This window comes from Kitasatospora purpeofusca (assembly GCF_034043715.1).
In the GTDB taxonomy this organism is placed as follows: domain Bacteria; phylum Actinomycetota; class Actinomycetes; order Streptomycetales; family Streptomycetaceae; genus Kitasatospora; species Kitasatospora purpeofusca_A.
In genome coordinates this window covers 1-18,589 of sequence record NZ_JAXCLC010000086.1, presented here as the reverse complement: position 1 = coordinate 18,589, position 18,589 = coordinate 1, and the positions used below count along the sequence as shown (strand labels likewise).

The following is an 18,589-nucleotide window of genomic DNA, read 5'->3' as shown; positions in this document are numbered from 1 at the left end:
TTGGTGCCCACGATGACGATTCCTCACTCCGGCCCCGCGCTCGACGCGCTCCAGGGCCTCTCCGTCGGCGACGCCCTCGGCGCGCAGTTCTTCGTCCCCGCCACCGCGCGGGCCCACCTCGCCGCCCGCACCACCCCGCCCGGCCCGTGGCCGTGGACGGACGACACCGAGATGGCGTGCTCGGTGTACGCCGCGCACACCGAGCGCGGCGCGATCGACGTGTACGACCTCACCCATGCCTTCGCCCGCCGGCACGACTTCGACCGGGGCTACGGCCCGGCCGCCAACCGGCTGCTGCGACTGGTCCGGGAGGGCGGTGACGCCCGGGAGCTGGCCTCGGCGCTGTTCGACGGCCAGGGGTCGTACGGCAACGGCGCCGCGATGCGGGTCGCCCCGCTCGGGGCGGCGTACGCGGCCGACCCGGCGGAGGCGGTGCGCCCGGCCGTCGAGACGGCCCTGATCACCCATACCCACCCGCAGGCGGTGGACGGCGCGGTCGCCGTCGCGGTGGCCGCCGCCTGCGCGGTGCGGGCCCGCGGTTCCCGGACGGGGCCGGAGGACTTCCTGGAGCAGGTCCTCGGGCTGACCCCGCGCGGCGCCGTCCACGACGGCCTGACCGAGGCGGTCGCCCTGCTCGCCGAACCGGACCTCACGGTGGTGGCGCGGGTGCTCGGCAACGGCAGCCGGACCAGCGCCGCCGACACCGTCCCGTACGCGCTGTGGTGCGCGGCCCGGCACCTCACCGACTACCCGGCGGCGATCCGGGCGGCGGTGGCCGCCGGCGGGGACGCGGACACCGTCGCCGCGATCGCCGGTGGCGTGGTCGCCGCGCACACCGGGACGGCCGGCATCCCCGCCGCCTGGCTGGCCGCCCGGGAGCCGTTGCCGGTCTGGGCCTTCGCCGAACCGGGCAGCGTGTCCGCCGGCCGGGGCAGCGCGGAGATGCTGGTGCCGCGGCCGTGCCCGGTGCCGGACGTGCTGTGGACGGACGAGCAGTGGCAGCGGCTGCGCACCGGGGCCGGGCCGCTGGTCGGGGGCCGCCGCCTGGCGGTGCACACCCAAGAGGGCACGCTCCGGCTCTGCGGTCCGGACGGCCACCCCCGGTGGGAACTGACGGTGGTACCGGACCGGGCCGGTCGCCGCCCGGTCTCCGCCGTGGTCGAGGCCTGCCCCGGCCGGGCGCCCGAAGCGGACGGGAGCCGGGGCGCCGGCCTGCTGGCCCGTCTGCTGCGGGCCGCCGTCACGGGCGAGCCGGTCGCGGACTGACCCCGGCCCGAGTGTCCGGACCCAGGTACGGGTCCGGACACTCGGTCCAACGGGCCGTCAGATCCCACGCGCCTGCGCTCATCCCAGGCACCTGCGCCCCGAAACGCCCGGCAGGACCCGGGAGGCGGCCTCAGGCCGTGATCAGATGCCCCGCGCCGCCACCTTGTCTGAGGCACTCCTGGTTGATCGCCGGATCCGGGGCGCTCGGCGAGGTCGCGGCGGCGATCCGCAGCTCGATGATGTCCCGCACGGCGGGCCACTCGCTGTCGAGGATCGAGTAGAACGCGGTGGACCTGACCACCCCGTCCAGCCCGCGCGAGTGCGCCCGGCGGACGCCCTCGGCGGTCGCGCCCAGTCGTTCGATGGCGGCCCGCGACCGCATGTTGCGGGCGTCGGCACGCAGCGAGATCCGCTGCACGCCCCACGCCTCGAAGGCGTGCCGCAGCATCAGCAACTTCGCCTCGGTGTTGATGCCGGTGCCCTGGGCCCGCGGGGACAGCCAGGTGTTGCCGATCTCGGCGGCGTCCGGGACGGCCGTGGCCGGGTCGCCGAACGGCACGCCGGGAACCGGCGGCCAGACGAGCGGCCCCTGCCAGTAGTCGAGTTCCAGGAACCGGGTGGAGCCCACCACTCGGCCGTCGGCCTGGTTCACCGTCGCGAACGGCAGCGACCGTCCGGAGGCCTGGTCCGCCAGCGCACGCGCGATGTACTCCCGGGCGGCTTCCAGGCCGTGCGGCACGGGAGTGAAGGCGTAAGTCGTACGGTCCTCGGCGCCGGCCTTGGCGATGGCCTCGGCATGGTGCGCGGCGAGGGGCTCCAGCCGCACGGTGCGGCCGGTGAGGATGACAGGTACGGGCACGGGACCTTCGGTCCTTCGGCGTCGGAGGGTGCCGGCCCGCGCCGGGGTGCGGCGAGGGTCGGCAGTGGACGGTTCGCCCCGCTCCGGAGTACGCCCACCGGTGCCCGCGCACGCCGGAGGCCGGTCGAGCGGGCGGGGAGCGACGGCCCGGAGTCGGGCAGCGCGGTGCCGGAACGGACACGGGTCCACGGACCGGTCCGGCGGGATGAGCGAGGGGACAGTGTGCGTCCGCGATATGGCCGAAGAGGAAACGAGAGCGCGAAGGGAAGCGGGCGGCCAAGTGAAGGCAAGATGCGTCGTGGGTGACTGGCCGAACACCGGTCCGGGTCGTGATCGACGGCGTTACGGACGACGTGACGACGACGCGACGATGCGAGGCAGCGAGAGGACGATACCCGCCAGAAGGCAATGCGTCACTTCGCGGCACACGAATGGCCGTCGAGGCTGGTCCGGGGCTTGCGGCGGCGACCGTTCGCACCCCCCTGACCAGCGTCTTCCGGGCCGGGGGCGATCATGGTCCGGTCGGTCTCGCGGGGGCGCGCGACCGGCGGGGCCGGGAAACGCGCCCGGTCCGGCGGGAATTCCGGCGGCACTCCGCACGCTGGACGAGGAGAGCCGGGCAGTAGTCCCAGCGCGGGCAGCCGCGCGGGGGCGTGCGCGGTGAACCGCGACGAGGAAAGAAACGGGGTGTGGGTGAGCGGTGCGTGATCCCCAGGCGCTGTACGAGCTGGACCAGCAGGGTGTGGCCGCGGTGGCCGCGGCGAGGGCCGCGCTGGCGGACACCGGTGTCGGCCTGGTGCTGCTCCACCACTTCGAGGGCTTCATGGACGCCGGCGAGGCGGGCGCCCAGGTGGTCGACCACCTGCTGGAGACGGGTGAGCCCCAGGTTGTCGCCCGTTTCGACCACGACCGCCTGGTGGACTACCGGGCCCGCCGCCCCGCGATGCTCTTCGACCGCGAGCACTGGTCGTCCTACGAGCCGCCGGAGATCCTCCTGCAGCTGCTCCACGACGCGGCCGGTTCCCCGTTCCTGCTGCTCACCGGGCCGGAGCCGGACGTCGAGTGGGAGCGTTTCGCCGCCGCCGTCCGGCAGCTGGTCGAGCGTTTCGACGTCCGGCTGGCCCTCGACTTCCACGGCATCCCGATGGGCGTGCCGCACACCCGCCCGGTCGGTCTGACCCCGCACGGCAACCGGCTGGACCTCGCGGCCGGCTACCCGCAGTGGTTCGAGCAGGCGCAGGTCCCGGGCAGTGCCCAGGCGCTGCTGGAGTACCGGCTGGCCGAGGCCGGGCACGACGTACTGGGCTTCGCCGCGCACGTGCCGCACTACGTGGCGCGCTCGGCGTACCCGGCGGCCGCGGTGCTGATCCTGGAGGCCGTCCAGTCGGCGACCGGTCTGGTGCTGCCCGGCACGCTGCTGCGCGAGCGGGTGGACGAGGTGTACGCCGACATCGAGGAGCAGCTGGCGCAGGGCGACAGCGACCTCCGCTCGGCGATCCGCGGCATGGAGGGCCAGTACGACGCGGTGGCCGGTTCGCAGGGCCGGGAGAGCCTGCTGGCCGAGCCGGTGGACCTGCCGTCCGCGGACGAGCTGGGCCGCCGCTTCGAGCAGTTCCTGGCCGAGCACGAGCGCGGGCCGGAGTAGCCGGCCGGGCGGCCCCGCGCCGCCGCCGAAATTTCCCGCCCCGGACGGGAGCGATCGCGCCCGCCCGTCCGTTGGGGACTGCGGTGCCCGGGGGACGGGCCGTCGTAGGGAGAATGCCAGCGGCTCCTACCGGGGGGTTCCCGTGTCACTGTCCGTACGCCCGATCGGCACGCTCGGCGGCGTGTTGAGCGCGGGCCTCGCCGCCGTGCTGATCACCGGGTGCTCCGGTTCCTCCGGTGCGGAGACCGTCGCCGCGGGCGGCTCGGCGCCGCCGCGCGCCGCCGCCACCGGGCCGGCGCCCACACCCACGCCGACGCCCACGCCGACGCCCCCACCGACGCCCACCGGGCCGTACGTGGCGCTCGGCGACTCCTACACGGCGGGGCTGAAGATCAGCCCCCAGGTGGGCGAGCCGAAGGGCTGTGCCCGCTCGGCGGTCAACTACCCCTCGCTGGTGGCCCAGGCGCTCGGTCTGGCGGGCGAGCGGTTCCACGACGTCAGTTGCAGCGGCGCCAGGACCGGCGACCTCACCGGCGCCCAGAGCACCGACGGCGGCGTCAATCCGCCGCAGCTGGACGCGCTCACCCCGGCCACCCGGCTGGTGACCCTCGGGATCGGCGGCAACGACGCCGGGTTCATGGAGGTCGTCGGCCAGTGCGCCAAGGAGAACCTGGTGGACGCGCTCAAGGGACTGGTCGGTTCGGACCGCGCGGCGGCGCCCTGCCGGGACTCCTACGCGGCCGCGGACGGCGCGGACCAGGTGCAGCGCAAGGTGGACAGCGCCGGTGAGCGGCTCGGCGAGACCCTCAAGGAGGTCAAGCGGCGGTCCCCGCAGGCCCGGGTCTACGTGGTCGGCTACCCGGCGCTGCTGCCCGCCGACCCGGCGAGCTGCGTCCCGGTGCTGGGCTCGACCGTCGCCGGCGGGGACGTCGGCTTCCTGGTCGAGAAGGAGCAGCAGCTCAACGCCATGCTCAAGCGCCGGGCGGAGGCGGCCGGGGCGGTCTTCGTGGATCTCACCGGGCCCTCGGCCGGCCACGACATGTGCGCGGGAGAGACCGCCCGGTGGGTGGAGCCGCCGTTCCCCACGCACGGCCTGGCGGCGATCCACCCCAACGCCAAGGGCCAGGAGGGCGCGGCCGCGGCCGTCCTCAAGGCGCTGCGGGGCTGAGCGGGGCCCGACGCCCACGGCCCGGCCCCCGGCCCCTACCCCCGGCCCCGGCCCCCGGCCCCTACCTCCGGCCCCAGCCGCCCCGTTTCCGCCCCGTCCGCCCTGCCCGGACGGCTTCCGGCGGCTGCCGCGGAGTCGGCGATCAGGCTCGCCAACCAGGGCCGCCAACCAGGGTCGACGGCGGGCGTCCAAGGGTTCACGCCCCGGCCCGCGCGCGGTCGCGCGCGGCACACTTCCGGTGTCAGAGCCGCGGCGTACCGTGAGGGGCATATGGACGACACCACGCACCGCCTCACCGCCGCCACGACCCCGACCCCGTACGACCGCGCCGCCGAGGCCCGCTGGCTGCCCGAACCGGACAAACGCCCCGGCCGGACGGCATTCCAGCGCGACCGTGCCCGGGTGCTCCACTCCGCCGCCCTGCGCCGGCTGGCCGGCACCACCCAGGTGGTCGCCCCGATGCGCAGCGACTTCCCCCGCACCCGGCTGACCCATTCGCTGGAATGCGCCCAGGTAGGACGGGAGTTGGGAGCGGCGCTCGGCTGCGACCCGGACCTCGTCGAGACCGCGTGCCTGGCCCACGACATCGGCCACCCGCCGTTCGGCCACACCGGCGAGGAGGCGCTCGACCAGGCCGCCGAGACCTGCGGCGGCTTCGAGGGCAACGCCCAGTCGCTGCGGATCCTGACCCGCCTGGAGCCCAAGCGCTTCGCCCCGCAGGACGGGACGCCGGCCCGGCTGGCCCCCTGGCCGGGCCGCAGCGTCGGCCTCAACCTGAGCCGCGCCGCCCTGGACGCCGCCACCAAGTACCCGTGGCAGCCCGGCGGCCACCCCACCGACCCGGCCTCGCCCAAGTACGGCGTCTACGCCGACGACCTGCCGGTCTTCCGCTGGTTGCGGGCCGGTGCGCCGACCGGGGTCAAGTGCTTCGAGGCCACCGTCATGGACTGGTCCGACGACGTCGCCTACTCGACCCACGACGTCGAGGACGGCCTCCAGGCCGGCCACATCGACCCGCTCGCGCTGCGTGCCCCGAGCGAGCGGTCCGAACTGTTCAAGGTCGCCGAGCGCTACGCCCGGGACGCCGAGCCCGAGGAGCTGGCGGACGCCCTGGACCGGCTGCTCGACAAGGACTGGTGGCCCGAGTCGTACGACGGCACCGCCCGCGCCCGGGCCGGGCTGAAGGACCTCACCAGCCAGCTGATCGGCCGGTTCTGCCTGGCCGCCGAGCAGGCCACCCGGGCCCGCTACGGCCCCGGTCCGCTGACCCGTTACGGGGCCGAGCTGGTGGTGCCGCGCGGGGTCCGGCTGGAGTGCGCGGTACTCAAGGCGGTCGCCGTCCGGTACGTCATGCAGCGCGACGAGCAGGCCCAGCTGCGGGCCAGGCAGCGGATCGTCATCGCCGAGCTGGCCGAGGTCCTCACCCGGCGCGCCCCCGAGGTGCTGGACCCGGTGTTCGCCGCCATGTACGAGGAGGCGGAGGACGACCGCGCGGCCCTGCGCAGCGTGATCGACCAGATCGCGACCCTCACCGACGCTTCCGCGCTGGCCCTGCACGCCCGGCTGACCGGCCCGGCCGGGTCCTGACGGCGGTGCCGGGCGGGCCGGTCCGATGATCGGTGCCGGGCGGCCCCGCCGGACGACCCGGCCGCCCCAGTAGACTTCCGGGGTGGCCGGGCGGATCAGGGACGAAGATGTACAGGCGGTGCGGAGCGCACTGCCGATCGACGCCGTGGTCGGCGACTACGTACAGCTCACCAACGGCGGCGGCGGCGAGTACAAGGGCGTCTGCCCCTTCCACGACGAGAAGTCCGCCTCCTTCTACGTCAATCCGGCCAAGGGCGTCTTCCACTGCTTCGGCTGCCAGGAGAACGGCGACACCATCGCCTTCCTGATGAAGATCGAGCACTTCACCTTCGCCGAGGCCGTCGAGCGGATGGCGGTCCAGGCCGGCATCACCCTGCGTTACGAGGAGGGCGGCTACAGCCCCCGCCACCAGCAGGGCGAGCGCACCCGGCTGGTCGAGGCGCACAAGGTGGCCGCCGCCTGGTACGAGGAGCAGCTGGCCTCGCCCGAGGCCGAGATCGGCCGCCGCTTCCTGGCCGAGCGCGGCTTCGACGAGGAGTCCGCGCGGACCTTCGGCGTCGGCTACGCCCCGGTCGGCTGGGAGCACCTGGTGCGCTACCTGCGCGGCAAGGGCTTCACGGACAAGGAGATCCTGCTCGGCGGCCTGGCCTCGCAGGGCCAGCGCGGCGGCCTGATCGACCGGTTCCGGGGGCGGCTGGTCTGGCCGATCCGGGACATCGCGGGCGAGGTGATCGGCTTCGGCGCCCGACGGCTGCGCGAGGACGACAACGGTCCGAAGTACCTCAACACCCCCGAGACGCCGATCTACAAGAAGTCGAACGTGCTCTACGGCATCGACCTGGCGAAGAAGGAGATCGCCAAGTCCGGCCGCGCGGTGGTGGTCGAGGGCTACACCGATGTGATGGCCTGCCACCTGGCCGGGGTCGTCTCCGCCGTGGCCACCTGTGGCACCGCTTTCGCCGAGGACCACATCAAGATCATCCGCCGGCTGCTGATGGACACCTCCCAGTACCGGGGCGAGACCGTCTTCACCTTCGACGGCGACGCGGCCGGCCAGAAGGCCGCGCTGCGGGCCTTCGAGGACGACCAGAAGTTCGCCGCCAAGACCTCCATCGCGGTCAGCCCCGGCGGCATGGACCCGTGCGAGCTGCGCCTCGCCAAGGGCGACGAGGCGGTCCGCGAACTCATCGACAACCCCGTCCCGCTCTTCGAGTTCGCGCTGGGCTCGGCCGTCGCCAAGCACCGGGTGGACACGCCCGAGGGCCGGTCGGCGGCACTGGAGGAGGCGGCGCCGATCGTCGCCAGGATCAAGGACCGCTCCATCCAGCACGAGTACGCCGTCCGGCTGGCCGGCATGCTGGGCATCCTGGACGAGCCGTTCGTGGTCCGCCGGGTGGCCCAACTGGCCCGCTGGGACCGCGAACGCCAGCAGAACCCCCGGGGCAACGGCCAGCGCCGCCCCGAGCCGCCGCAGCCGGTCCGCCCGGCCCGGCCCGCCTTCGTGCTCAACCCTCGCGACCCGGCCCAGTTCGTCGAGCGCGAACTGCTCAAACTGGCCCTCCAGCACCCGGACCTGGTCGCCCCGGCCTTCGACAACTACGCCGAGGACGAGTTCCCCACCCCGCCCTACACCGCCGTGCGGCGGGCCATCGGCCAGGCCGGCGGCGCCGCGTACGGGGCCACCCTGGCCGACTTCACCAGCGTGGTGCGCGAGATCTGCCCGGACGACCGGGTGCGCTCGCTGGTCACCGAACTGACCGTGGAACCGGTGCGCTCACGCCGCAAGGTCGACGCCGTCTACGCGGGGGAGTTCCTGGTCAAGCTGCGGCTGCTGGCCGTGGACCGGCGGGTCGACGAGGTCCGCGGCCACCTCCAGCGCCTCGGCAACCGCGCCGCCCCGGAGGACCTGCACGCCGTGCAGACCGAGCTGTGGCAGCTCCAGCAGTACGGGCAGTCCCTGCGCAGCGGCGGCTCCGCCGCCCTCTAGGGTCCGATCGCGGCCCCGTTCAGAAAGTCCGCGCACGAGTCTCGGCCACGGAGCGTGGCGTGCCGCACACTGGAGGGCGTCCTGCCTCCGTACAGCGCGGGTCCGCCAGAGTCGCGCCCGCCCCAGAGGGGATGCCCGTGGACCGAGGCCTCGCCGCGACCGCCCAGCCGACCACCGATCCGCTCGTCCCGCCTCCGCCGTACGACGGCACCGCCGACCCGCCGGAGGACCACGGCCGGGCGGGGGCGCCGCCCGCGGACGGCGCGCGCGTGCCCGCCCAGGGCCGCCCGCCGGGGCACCCCGGTGCCGAAGGGGCGGACGGCCCCGAGGGCACCGGGGGCACGGGGCACGGGGACTCCGAGGACGAGGACTCCGGGGACTCCGGGGACTCCGAGAATGCCGGGGATGCCGGGGATGCCGGCCGGGAGGGGCCGGAGGATCCCGAGGAGACGGCCGGCCCGGGGCGCCCGGCGGCCGATCCGAGCGGGCCCACGGCCGACCTGCTCCGCCAGTACCTCCGCGAGATCGGTCGGATCCGGCTGCTCACCGCCGCCGAGGAGGTCGACCTCGCCCGCCGGATCGAGGCCGGCCTGTTCGCCGAGGAAAGACTGCACCGCGAACCGCCGCCCGCCGACCGGCTGGCCGCCGAACTCCGCACCCTGGTACTGATCGGCCGGCTCGCCAAGCGCCGGTTGATCGAGGCCAACCTGCGGCTGGTGGTCTCCGTCGCCAAGCGCTACATCGGCCGCGGCCTCACCCTGCTCGACCTGGTCCAGGAAGGGAACCTCGGGCTGATCCGGGCGGTCGAGAAGTTCGACTACGCCCGGGGCTACAAGTTCTCCACCTACGCGACCTGGTGGATCCGCCAGGCGATGAGCCGCGCACTGGCCGACCAGGCCCGGACGATCCGGGTACCGGTGCACGTCGTCGAACTGATCAACCGGGTGGTGCGGGTGCAGCGTTCGCTGCTCCAGGAACGCGGGACCGAGCCCGGCCCGGCCGACATCGCGGCCGCCCTGGAGCTCACCGAGGAACGGGTGCGCGAACTGCTCCGCCTCGCCCAGGAGCCCATCTCCCTGCACACCCCGGTCGGCGAGGAGGACGATGTCGCGCTCGGCGACCTCATCGAGGACGCCGACGCGGCCTCACCCGCCGAATCGGCCGCCTTCCTGCTGCTGCGTCAGCATCTGGAGGCGGTGCTGGCCACGCTCGGCGAGCGCGAACGCCAGGTGGTCCAGCTCCGGTACGGGCTGGACGACGGGCGGGCCCGCACGCTGGAGGAGATCGGGGTGCTGTTCGGGGTGACCCGGGAGCGGATCCGGCAGATCGAGTCGAAGACCCTGGTCAAGCTCCGCAGCCACGCCTCCGCCGCCCAGCTCCGCGGGTACCTCGAGTAGCAGATGACCGCACGACGCGCCCGGTGGCGCATTGTGCGGCCGGTCAGCCGGTCAGCCGGTCAGCCGGTCAGCCGGTCAGCCGGTCAGCCGGACGGGGTCGGCGCCGGGGCCGGGGCCGGGTCGGCGGCGACCGCCGGCGGGGAGGCCGGGCCGACCGGGATCGGGGTGTTGGCGACCACCCGGGCCAGGTCGGAGATGCTGGAGGTGCAGGAGGCGCCCTCCGGCTGGGCCTGCTTGCCGCAGACCTGGAGGACGGCCGAAGGGTCTCCCGCGTTCACCATCTGCGAGTAGTTGTCGTACCCCCAGTGGATCAGGGCCGTCTCCGACTCGCCGGCGCTGGTCGTGATGGTCGCCTGGTCGCCGGGCTGGCCCTCGGTGATGGCGGCCCAGGCCGCCTGGCACTTCTGGCTGTAGCGGAGGTAGGTGACGACCTTGCCGATGTTGGTGGTCAGCAGGGTGCGGGCGTCGCCGCCGCAGCCGGCCGCCTTGGGGTCCTTGTGCGCGCAGCCGAGGGCCTGGCAGGCCGGGACCGCCGGGGCGGGGTTGGCCGGTACGGCGGGTGCGGAGGTGCTCGGCGAGGCCGAGTCGCCGGGGGTCGCCGGGGTGGAGGTCAGCACCGTGGCGGCGGTCGGTCCGACGTTGTCCTCGTCGGCTCCGGAGAAGTACCGCACCCCGGCGAGGGCCAGCAGCAGGACCGCCACCACCGAGGCGGCGATCAGGGCCACGGACCGGCCGCGCACCGGGCCGGTCGGCCGGTCGGCGGCCCTGGCGCGGCCGGGAGCGGGAACGGGCGTGAGGACGGAGGTGCTCCCGGTCCCGGTGCCGTCGGTGCCCGGGGTGTCCGCTCCGCTGTCGTCGGTCGGCGGGCTGTCGGCCGTGGCGGTGGCCGCCGTGGCGCCCTCCGCGTCGCCCGCCGGAGAGTTACCAGCCGCCGCGTCACCCGCCGCCGCGTCACCCGCCGCCGCGTCACCCGCCGGAGAGTCACCAGCCGCCGTGTCGCCCGCCGTCGCCGCCTCCGCCGCGGTCAGCTCCCACAGCGTCCGCAGCTTCGGCCCGTCGCAGTCGACCGCTCCGACCAGCGCGTCGAGCGCCTGCTCGGTGATGACCCGCTTGCCGTTCAGCCAGCGTTCCCAGGACGCGCGGCTGTAGTGGGTCCGGGTGGCCAGTTCGGAGAGCGACAGCCCGGTCGCGTCCTTGACGGCTCGCAGCTCCTCCGTGAGGCGCCTGGCAGGGTCGGACAGGTCGGCGGGCAGCTGCTTCCAGGCGGAACCCATGCGGTCTCTTCCAAACGTGCGAGGCGGGCGGGGTGGGCGGTGCTGGAACCGGTCCGGGCCCCGGTGACGTGTCCGCGTCTCAAACCTCGACGGCCCGGCGTCCCAATACCCAGGTCCTGGGGCTGAGACGGACGGAAGTGTCTCACAACACCGGGAGGCGCTCGAACATTCATATGACGGTCGGGCATTGTTCTTTCCGACGGGGCGGTCCGCCGCTCCGGCCCCACCGCACGGGTGCCGTCCCCTGGGCCCCGGTGCCGTTGTTCCCTGGCCCCCACAGGTCCGAGACAGTCTCACGGGGGGAAACTGCCCCGGACCGCAGGGACGCACGGTGGGAAGGGTGTCTCAAGCCGTCTCGAGCCGCCCTTCCCGCCGTGGCCACGGGCCGGTGCGCCCGCCGTCCGCCTTCCGTCCGCCCATCCGCTCTGCCGGGGATCCGCCCGCGCGGGCCTCAGTGGTGGAAGGCCGTCCGGGCCGGCACGCCGAGGTCCTTGAGCGGGACCGGCTGGCTGCGCAGCTCCGGCAGCAGCCGTTCCAGGTCCGCGAGCAGCAGGTCGGCGAGGTCGCGGGAGAACCCGTTGCGGCAGACCACCCGCAGGACCGCGAGGTCCTCCCGGTTCGCCGGGAAGGTGTACGCGGGCACCTGCCAGCCCCGTTCGCGCAGCCGCCGCGACACGTCGAACACGTCGAACGGCACCTCGTCCGTGGTGGTGAACGCGAACACCGGCAGTTCGTCGCCCCGGGTGATCAGCCGGAAGCCGCCGAGGCCCTCGACCTCCCCGGCCAGGTAGCCGGCCACCTCCCGGCAGACGCCCTGGACGGCCCGGAAGCCGGCCCGGCCCAGCCGCAGGAAGGTGTAGTACTGCCCGATCACCTCGGCGCCGGGCCGGGAGAAGTTCAGCGCGAAGGTCGGCATCTCGCCGCCCAGGTAGTTGACCCTGAACACCAGTTCCTCGGGCAGCGCCTCGTGGTCCCGCCAGAGCGCCCAGCCGACGCCCGGGTAGACCAGCCCGTACTTGTGGCCGGAGGTGTTGATGGAGGCGACCCGGGGCAGCCGGAAGTCCCAGACCAGGTCCTCGTCCAGGAACGGCGCGACCATGCCGCCGGAGGCGCCGTCCACGTGCACCGGCACGTCCAGGCCGGTGCGCTGCTGGAGGTCGTCGAGCGCGGCGCAGATCGCCGCCACCGGCTCGTAGGAGCCGTCGAAGGTCGAGCCGAGCACGCCCACCACGCCGATGGTGTTCTCGTCGCAGAGTTCCACCGCCTGCTCGGCGCCGAGGTGGAAGCGCTCGCCGTCCATCGGCGCGGTGCGGGCCTCGACCTCCCAGAAGGTGCAGAACTTGTCCCAGCAGACCTGCACATTGACGCCCATCACCAGGTTGGGCCGGGCACCGGCGGCGTAGCGCTCGGCGTTGCGGGTCATCCAGCGGCGCTTGAGCGCGAGTCCGGCCAGCATGCAGGCCTCGCTGGAGCCGGTGGTGGAACAGCCGACGGCGGCGTCCGGGTCCGGGGCGTGCCACAGGTGGGCGAGGATCGACACGCAGCGCCGTTCCAGTTCGGCGGTCTGCGGGTACTCGTCCTTGTCGATCATGTTCTTGTCGAGGCACTCGGTCATCAGCCGGGTGCCCTGCACCTCCATCGAGGTGGTGACGAAGGTCGCCAGGTTCAGCCGCGCGTTGCCGTCCAGCAGCAGTTCGTCGTGGATCAGCTGGTACGCCGTGTCGGCCGGGACCGGGCCGTCGGCGAGCCGGTGGAGCGGGGGTGACAGCGCCATCCCGCCGAGTGGGTCGGCGGCGGTGCCGACGAACGGGCTGACGGTCAGCCGGCGGTCGTCACCGGCGCCCTTGTGCAGTGCCATGGCGAATCCGCCGCCCTTTCGTCCGGTGGCCGGGGTCGCCTTCCACGCTGCCACCTGTCGCCGGGTGACGCATCCGCTGCGGCGGCGGGCGCGGAGCGTTCCGCGCCCTACGCCCCACGCTCCCGCGGGGGGCACCTCGGCGCGGGGCACCCCGCGCCGGTGCTCGCGGCCCGGGCGCTCTCAGCCGGCCGTCTCCGGGTGGATCTGCTCGCGGGCGGCCCGGTACTGCTGGCGGACCGCCGAACCGACCGCCGGGTCGTGCTCGGCGTCCGGGGCGACGGTGACGGCCCCCGGCAGTTCCCAGCGCGGCGGCTCGGGTGTCCCGGCCAGCGCCCAGGCCGCCTGCCGGGCCGCGCCGCGCGCCGCGTGCGCGCCCGGGGGCGGGACGACCACCGGGACGCCGAACAGCTGCGGCGCGACGTGCCGCACCGCCGCCAGCCGTCCGGCGGCGCCCAGCAGGAAGACCCGCTTCACCTCGACGCCGCGGGCGCGCAGCACGTCCAGGGCGTCCGCGCTGTTGCAGAGCATGCCCTCGACGGCGGCCCGGGCCAGGTGCTGGGGGGACATCGACTCGGCCCGCAGGCCGGTCAGGGTGCCGGCCGCGTGCGGCAGCGCGGGCGTCCGTTCGCCGTCCAGGTAGGGGAGCAGCACCAGCCCGTACGCGCCGGGGGAGGACTGCATCGCGAGGTCGCTGAGGCCCTCCAGGTCGCGGCCGAGCAGGGCGGCGGTGGAGCGCAGCACCTGGGCGGCGTTCAGGGTGGCGACCATCGGCAGGTGGCGGCCGGTGGCGTCGGCGAAGGAGGAGACCAGCCCGGTGGCGTCCACCACGGCCTGCTCGTGCACCGCGAAGATCGTCCCGGAGCTGCCGAGCGAGACCACCGCGTCCCCGGGCCCGAGGCCGAGGCCGAGCGCGGCGGCCATGTTGTCCCCGGTGCCGGCCGAGATCAGCAGGCCCTCGGGGGTGTGGCCGGCGGGTTCGGCGGGGCCGAGCACGTCCGGCAGTTTCAGCTGGTGGCCCAGGGCCAGTTCGACCAGGTCCTGGCGGTACTCGGCGGTGATCGGGGACCAGTAGCCGGTGCCGGAGGCGTCGCCCCGGTCGGTGGTGCGGCGCCTGGGGTGGCCGAGCAGTTGCCAGACCAGCCAGTCGTGCGGGAGGAGCACCTCGGCGACCCGCCGGGCGTTGGCCGGCTCGAACTCGGCGAGCCAGCGCAGTTTGGCGACGGTGTACGTGGGGCCGGGGACGGCGCCGATCGCCGCCGTCCAGGCCGCGGGGCCGCCCAGCTCGTCCACCAGGGCCGCCGCGGCGCCGCCGGCGCGCGGGTCGTGCCACAGGATCGCCGGCCGGACCAGCACACCGCCGGCGTCCAGGCCGATCATGCCGTGCTGCTGCGCGCTGACGCCGATCGCCCGGACGCCCTCCAGCAGGCCGCCGGCCGCCGCGTCGCCGAGGGAGTGCAGCCAGAGCTGCGGATCGGTCTCGCCGGGGCGGGCGTCCGGGTCCTCCGGCGCGGGGTGCTCGGCCTTGCCGGATCGCAGGACGGCGCCGGTTGCCGAGTCGCACGCGACGATCCTGGTGCGACCGGTGGAGCTGTCTATCCCCGCGACGATGGCCATAGTCGAGATCATGCCTCAGTGGGCGTCCGGGCGCGGCCCGGCCGGGCAAGTTCTGCCCGTTCGACACCGCGCCCGGGAGCCACGTCGGGCCGGGCGCCACCGAGGTGCCGCCCGGCCTTCGAACCCGCCCGGGCACGACGGTCGGACACGACGATCGAGCCCGGCGGTCAGGGGCGACGGTCAGGGGCGGAAGGTGCCCCAGGCGTCGTCCTCGGCCTTCGGCCGGTTGAAGTACGGCACCCGGTCGGTGACGGCGTCGGGCAGCCGGTCGCCGACCTTGTCGGCGACGGCCCCGGCGGCCTTCCCGGCGACCGCGCCGGCCTGCCGGCGGGCCTTGTCCGTCGCGCCCTGGACCTTGGGGTTCTGGGCGACCTGTCGGGTGACCCTGGCGATCTGCTCGTACCGCTGGCGCCCGGCCCGCGTGCCGAGTACGTAGCCCGCTGCGAGTCCGACGCCGAACGACAGCTTCCACATGGTCGGATTCCACTCTCTCCTGGCGGCTGTTGCCGCGTTGCCCTACCCGTCTGTCGGGACGGTGAACCGTCGGTGACCCCAGCATCCACGGACGGGGCCCCGAGCGCGCGGGGAGCGCGCCCGGCGGGGCCGGTCGGCGGCGGCCGGGGAAAGCGATTGGCGGACCACCCCCCCGAGTGCGCTAATGTATGACCCGCAGCGAGCGCCGAGGAGCCCGGGGGACCGGGAGCCGAAGCGGAAGCTCGATCCCCCATAGCTCAATTGGCAGAGCAGCCGACTGTTAATCGGCAGGTTATTGGTTCGAGTCCAATTGGGGGAGCCGAGGTGGTGGCCTTCGGGCCCATCACCCGTACGTGGTACGGCTGTTGTGTACCGCGATCCCGCATAGCTCAATTGGCAGAGCAGCCGACTGTTAATCGGCAGGTTATTGGTTCGAGTCCAATTGCGGGAGCTGCGCCGGGTCCGCCCGGTGACTGCTCAGAGCGAAGGCCCCTCGGTAGACCGGGGGGCCTTCGTGTTGCCCGGACCGCCCGGCGAAGGGGTCCGCCGAGGGCCCGCCGGAGCTCCCGCTCCGGGCCCCGGCGGGGTTCCAGGGGCCCCAGGGGTCCCGGCTCAGCCGAGGGCCTGTTGGTACAGCTCGGCGACCCGCTCGTCGAAGGTGACGCTGTACGAGGTCTCCGGCGTCGCGCCGCCCTCCTGGTAGCCGCCGATCACCCCGATCACCCGCCCGTTGGTGGTCAGCCACGGGCTGCCGCTGGTGCCGTCGGTGTAGCCGCCGCAGTCGAACCGCTCCTGGGTCGGGCTCTGCGAGGCCGTCAGGCCCGAACAGGTGATCGGCTCGTCCCGCTCGTTGGGGTAGCCGGTGACCGAGACCGCCAGGCCGAAGCCCTGGTCGGTGCCGAGCGGGTTGCCGCCGACGGCGTCCTCGACCTCCCGGCCGTCCACCGGTCGTACGGTGATGAACGCCACGTCGTACTCGGGGTCGTCGTCGGCCTCCCAACGCGGATCGACGGTGATCGACTCCACCGGCCAACTCCCGTACGGCGAGTGCCCGTTCCGGTAGCCGGGAGTGAACACCAGGTCGTCCAGCAGGCCGATCCGGCGGCTCTGCACGCAGTGCGCGGCGGTGACCAGCAGATTGCGCCGCGGGCTCGTCACCACGCTCGCGGTGCACGCCCTGGGGCCCTCCGAGGTGCGCACGGACAGGGTGCCGATCCGGTCCCAGGCGGGGTTCTGCGGTGCGACCGAGGCCGTCCGGCCCTCCTCGCCCCCGCCGCAGGCGAGGGCGGCGGCCAGCAGCAGGGCCGCCAGGGCGAGCGTCCGGGCCGCGCGCGCGGGTCGAACCGGGCGGGAGGGCATCGGTGCTCCGTCTGGTCCTCGGGGGCGGGCGCCGCCGGTCATGCGTCCGCCGTTCGAGAGCAAGATCTACCAGGCCGGGCCCGGCCGCGCCACTGCCCCCGCCCGACTCCCGACCCCCCGTCACCCGGCCCCGCCGGAGCGCCCGCCGCGGTCCGGCCGCCGACCTGCCGACTGCCCGTCGGCGGCCCGCCGGGGTCGGCCGCCCCGGTGCGCACTCCGTGTGCGCCCCCGGCGCGCACCACGGGTGATCGACCGGCTATGCTGCCCGGGACGGCCTTTCGGGGCCGTCTGCTGCTGCCGCGACCGGCCTGCCGTCGCGCACTGCGAACCGGGGCGGTAGCTCAGCCGGTTAGAGCAGGGGACTCATAATCCCTTGGTCGTGGGTTCGAGTCCCACCCGCCCCACACCCGGTCAGTGACGGTTCGTCAGACAAAAGGACCAGCTGACCTGCGAAAACGCTTACAGATCCGATCGGAACTGTAGAGCATCCAGCCCCTCCGCCACCTCATCCCGCGCCGAAGTTCACCCTCCTAGCGGACATCCAGCGGACATGGCGGAGGAGAGCGGACATCTGAGAGGCTGACCCCGCGAGCGCGCCATAGAGCGCCCGCCGACGAGAAGCAGCCCTCTCGCCGAGGTGAGCCGGCAGGCATCCCCCCGGCCGGGGCAGGGGAGGAGCAACGCCTGTGAACAACCTCGAAGAACTCCTCACCCGGGTCCACAACCCCGAGGTCCGCCCTCTTATCCGAGACGGGCACCGGGCCTACGCCTCGGGCATCCCCCGCGCCGCGATCGTCCTCACCTGGACTGCGGTCTGCGCCGACCTGATCGCCAAGGCGCGGGTCCTGGCCGAAGACGGCGAACCCGAAGCCCAGGCGCTGGCCAAGGAAGTCGAGCGGGCCCAAGGGCTTGCCGCCGACACCGACGGGAACAGGCGCGGGACCGCCATCCCGATCATGCTCAAGGTCGAGAGGACCATCCTCGACACCGCGCTCAAGCTGGAGCTGATCGACTCCTCTCAGCATGTCCAGCTCGCACGGTTGCAGGAGGACCGGCATCAGAGCGCCCACCCGTCCTTGCGACCGCTCGGCGAGCTGTATGAACCGAGCGCCGAGTACGCCCGTGCGCACCTCCTGGCTGCCCTGGACGCGGTGCTGATTCACCCGCCGAGCCAGGGCCGGAAGGTACGGGAAAGCTTCGCCGCCCACGTCGCCGACTCCGGCTTCCTCCTGAACGCCGGACACCTCACCAACACCTACTTCGACCGCGTCCGCCCGGCGGCCCGCAGCGCCGTCGTCGACTTCGCAGCGAAGCACGCTGTTCTGCAGATCGAGGAGCCCACCGTCGCACTGCCGGCGGACGTGCTCGCCGACCGGCTGGCGGACTGTCTGCGGTGCTTCGCTGATCGGGATGTCACGGTGGTCGAGCAGGCCATGGCTAAGCAGATGGGCAAGCTCGCGGTGGCCGAGCCGGGAGTGCAGCTGTCGGCGCTCGCCCGGCTGGGTGACCTGCCCGCCTTCTGGAGGTCGGTCCCGGAGAGCCTGCGGGGTCTGTTCGAGGACCGCGTCGTGCAGATCGGCACGAAGGACAGGACGCTGGTGGGATCGCTCACGGCGAACGAGATCAAGGTGCTCGGCCTGGTTACCTACGACGACATAAGGAAGACCCTCCCCGGGCTGGAGGTGGCCTTCGCGAAGCTGCACTTCCGTACAAAGGTCGACGTGATCAGGCTCCGGCCGGACCCCTACTACGCCTCGTACCTGCCCGAGATCATCGGCCAGGTCGGCAGCTACGACTCCGGGAACTCCGTGATGCGGAACGCCGTGGCGCCGTGCGCGCCGTTCCTGGACACGAAGTCGCTGGCGGTGGTGCTGCGGGCCTGGTGGGACAACAACCAGTGCTGGGGACGGCGCGTCAACGACGCCTTGGAGGAGGTCTACCAGGCGACCGCCCACCTCGGCGCGGACCGCGACACGGTGTGGAAGCCCTTCGTGGAGGAGCTGGGCCAGTACCCCGACCTCTATGAGGACGTTCTTCGGCGCTTCGGATGGACCGGGCCGGTGCAGACGATCTCCGGCCAGGAGTAGGCAGGGAGCTGGAG

13 protein-coding genes and 3 tRNA genes are annotated in these 18,589 nt (G+C 74.0%); 10 read left to right on the top strand and 6 right to left on the bottom strand.

The window, feature by feature from the left end:
* Positions 1-12: 12 nt before the first annotated feature.
* The gene (locus SM793_RS31885) at positions 13-1,266 is read left to right on the top strand and encodes an ADP-ribosylglycohydrolase family protein (protein ID WP_320441800.1); all 1,254 of its coding nucleotides are present in this window, start codon (positions 13-15) and stop codon (positions 1,264-1,266) included.
* Between the two features lie 130 nt (positions 1,267-1,396).
* Here the strand turns inward: SM793_RS31885 and SM793_RS31880 are convergent, their stop codons facing one another.
* A complete protein-coding gene (locus tag SM793_RS31880) occupies positions 1,397-2,125 on the bottom strand; it encodes a GNAT family protein (RefSeq protein WP_320441799.1) in 729 nt (242 codons plus the stop codon).
* A 700-nt stretch (positions 2,126-2,825) separates the two neighbouring features.
* Between SM793_RS31880 and SM793_RS31875 the strand changes: the two genes are divergently transcribed.
* From SM793_RS31875 to SM793_RS31855, 5 genes are all read left to right on the top strand, one after another.
* Positions 2,826-3,770 carry a PAC2 family protein gene (locus tag SM793_RS31875; protein ID WP_320441798.1) on the top strand — a complete coding sequence of 315 codons (945 nt, stop codon included), beginning with the start codon at positions 2,826-2,828 and terminating at the stop codon, positions 3,768-3,770.
* Positions 3,771-3,912: 142 nt separating this feature from the next.
* Positions 3,913-4,938 carry an SGNH/GDSL hydrolase family protein gene (locus SM793_RS31870; protein WP_320441797.1) on the top strand — a complete coding sequence of 342 codons (1,026 nt, stop codon included), beginning with the start codon at positions 3,913-3,915 and terminating at the stop codon, positions 4,936-4,938.
* A gap of 270 nt (positions 4,939-5,208) precedes the next feature.
* Positions 5,209-6,525 (top strand): deoxyguanosinetriphosphate triphosphohydrolase, encoded by a 1,317-nt coding sequence (locus tag SM793_RS31865; protein ID WP_320441796.1) that lies wholly within the window; start codon positions 5,209-5,211, stop codon positions 6,523-6,525.
* Between the two features lie 82 nt (positions 6,526-6,607).
* Positions 6,608-8,512 carry a DNA primase gene (gene dnaG, locus SM793_RS31860; protein ID WP_320441795.1) on the top strand — a complete coding sequence of 635 codons (1,905 nt, stop codon included), beginning with the start codon at positions 6,608-6,610 and terminating at the stop codon, positions 8,510-8,512.
* Between the two features lie 131 nt (positions 8,513-8,643).
* Positions 8,644-9,909 (top strand): sigma-70 family RNA polymerase sigma factor, encoded by a 1,266-nt coding sequence (locus tag SM793_RS31855; RefSeq protein WP_413816076.1) that lies wholly within the window; start codon positions 8,644-8,646, stop codon positions 9,907-9,909.
* An 83-nt stretch (positions 9,910-9,992) separates the two neighbouring features.
* Here the strand turns inward: SM793_RS31855 and SM793_RS31850 are convergent, their stop codons facing one another.
* From SM793_RS31850 to SM793_RS31835, 4 genes are all read right to left on the bottom strand, one after another.
* Positions 9,993-11,183 (bottom strand): helix-turn-helix domain-containing protein, encoded by a 1,191-nt coding sequence (locus SM793_RS31850; RefSeq protein ID WP_320441793.1) that lies wholly within the window; start codon positions 11,181-11,183, stop codon positions 9,993-9,995.
* 451 nt (positions 11,184-11,634) lie between these two features.
* Complete coding sequence (locus SM793_RS31845; RefSeq protein ID WP_320441792.1) at positions 11,635-13,041, bottom strand: glutamate decarboxylase; 1,407 nt, start codon at positions 13,039-13,041, stop codon at positions 11,635-11,637.
* A gap of 180 nt (positions 13,042-13,221) precedes the next feature.
* Positions 13,222-14,655, bottom strand: coding sequence for an FGGY family carbohydrate kinase (locus tag SM793_RS31840; RefSeq protein WP_320441791.1), 1,434 nt, complete (start codon positions 14,653-14,655; stop codon positions 13,222-13,224).
* Positions 14,656-14,835: 180 nt separating this feature from the next.
* On the bottom strand, positions 14,836-15,129 hold the full coding sequence (locus tag SM793_RS31835; RefSeq protein WP_320441790.1) for a hypothetical protein: 294 nt from the start codon (positions 15,127-15,129) through the stop codon (positions 14,836-14,838).
* Between the two features lie 246 nt (positions 15,130-15,375).
* Here SM793_RS31835 and SM793_RS31830 point away from each other — a divergent pair.
* Positions 15,376-15,448 (top strand) — tRNA-Asn (locus tag SM793_RS31830).
* Between the two features lie 59 nt (positions 15,449-15,507).
* A tRNA-Asn gene (locus tag SM793_RS31825) sits at positions 15,508-15,580 on the top strand.
* A 161-nt stretch (positions 15,581-15,741) separates the two neighbouring features.
* Here SM793_RS31825 and SM793_RS31820 read toward each other — a convergent pair.
* On the bottom strand, positions 15,742-16,488 hold the full coding sequence (locus SM793_RS31820; protein ID WP_320441789.1) for a trypsin-like serine peptidase: 747 nt from the start codon (positions 16,486-16,488) through the stop codon (positions 15,742-15,744).
* Positions 16,489-16,818: 330 nt separating this feature from the next.
* On the opposite strand from SM793_RS31820, the gene SM793_RS31815 reads away from it, so the two are divergent.
* Both SM793_RS31815 and SM793_RS31810 read left to right on the top strand, forming a co-directional pair.
* A tRNA-Ile gene (locus SM793_RS31815) sits at positions 16,819-16,892 on the top strand.
* Between the two features lie 282 nt (positions 16,893-17,174).
* The gene (locus SM793_RS31810) at positions 17,175-18,575 is read left to right on the top strand and encodes a hypothetical protein (RefSeq protein WP_320441788.1); all 1,401 of its coding nucleotides are present in this window, start codon (positions 17,175-17,177) and stop codon (positions 18,573-18,575) included.
* The last annotated feature ends 14 nt before the right edge of the window (positions 18,576-18,589 follow it).

Excerpts from the sequence above, each read along its gene's own strand:
- SM793_RS31840 (WP_320441791.1), bottom strand. The coding sequence starts at position 14,655 with ATGGCCATCGTCGCGGGGATAGACAGCTCCACCGGTCGCACCAGGATC.
- SM793_RS31820 (WP_320441789.1), bottom strand. The coding sequence starts at position 16,488 with ATGCCCTCCCGCCCGGTTCGACCCGCGCGCGCGGCCCGGACGCTCGCC.
- SM793_RS31885 (WP_320441800.1), top strand. The coding sequence starts at position 13 with ATGACGATTCCTCACTCCGGCCCCGCGCTCGACGCGCTCCAGGGCCTC.
- SM793_RS31855 (WP_413816076.1), top strand. The coding sequence starts at position 8,644 with ATGCCCGTGGACCGAGGCCTCGCCGCGACCGCCCAGCCGACCACCGAT.
- SM793_RS31845 (WP_320441792.1), bottom strand. The coding sequence starts at position 13,041 with ATGGCACTGCACAAGGGCGCCGGTGACGACCGCCGGCTGACCGTCAGC.
- SM793_RS31850 (WP_320441793.1), bottom strand. The coding sequence starts at position 11,183 with ATGGGTTCCGCCTGGAAGCAGCTGCCCGCCGACCTGTCCGACCCTGCC.
- SM793_RS31835 (WP_320441790.1), bottom strand. The coding sequence starts at position 15,129 with ATGTGGAAGCTGTCGTTCGGCGTCGGACTCGCAGCGGGCTACGTACTC.
- SM793_RS31865 (WP_320441796.1), top strand. The coding sequence starts at position 5,209 with ATGGACGACACCACGCACCGCCTCACCGCCGCCACGACCCCGACCCCG.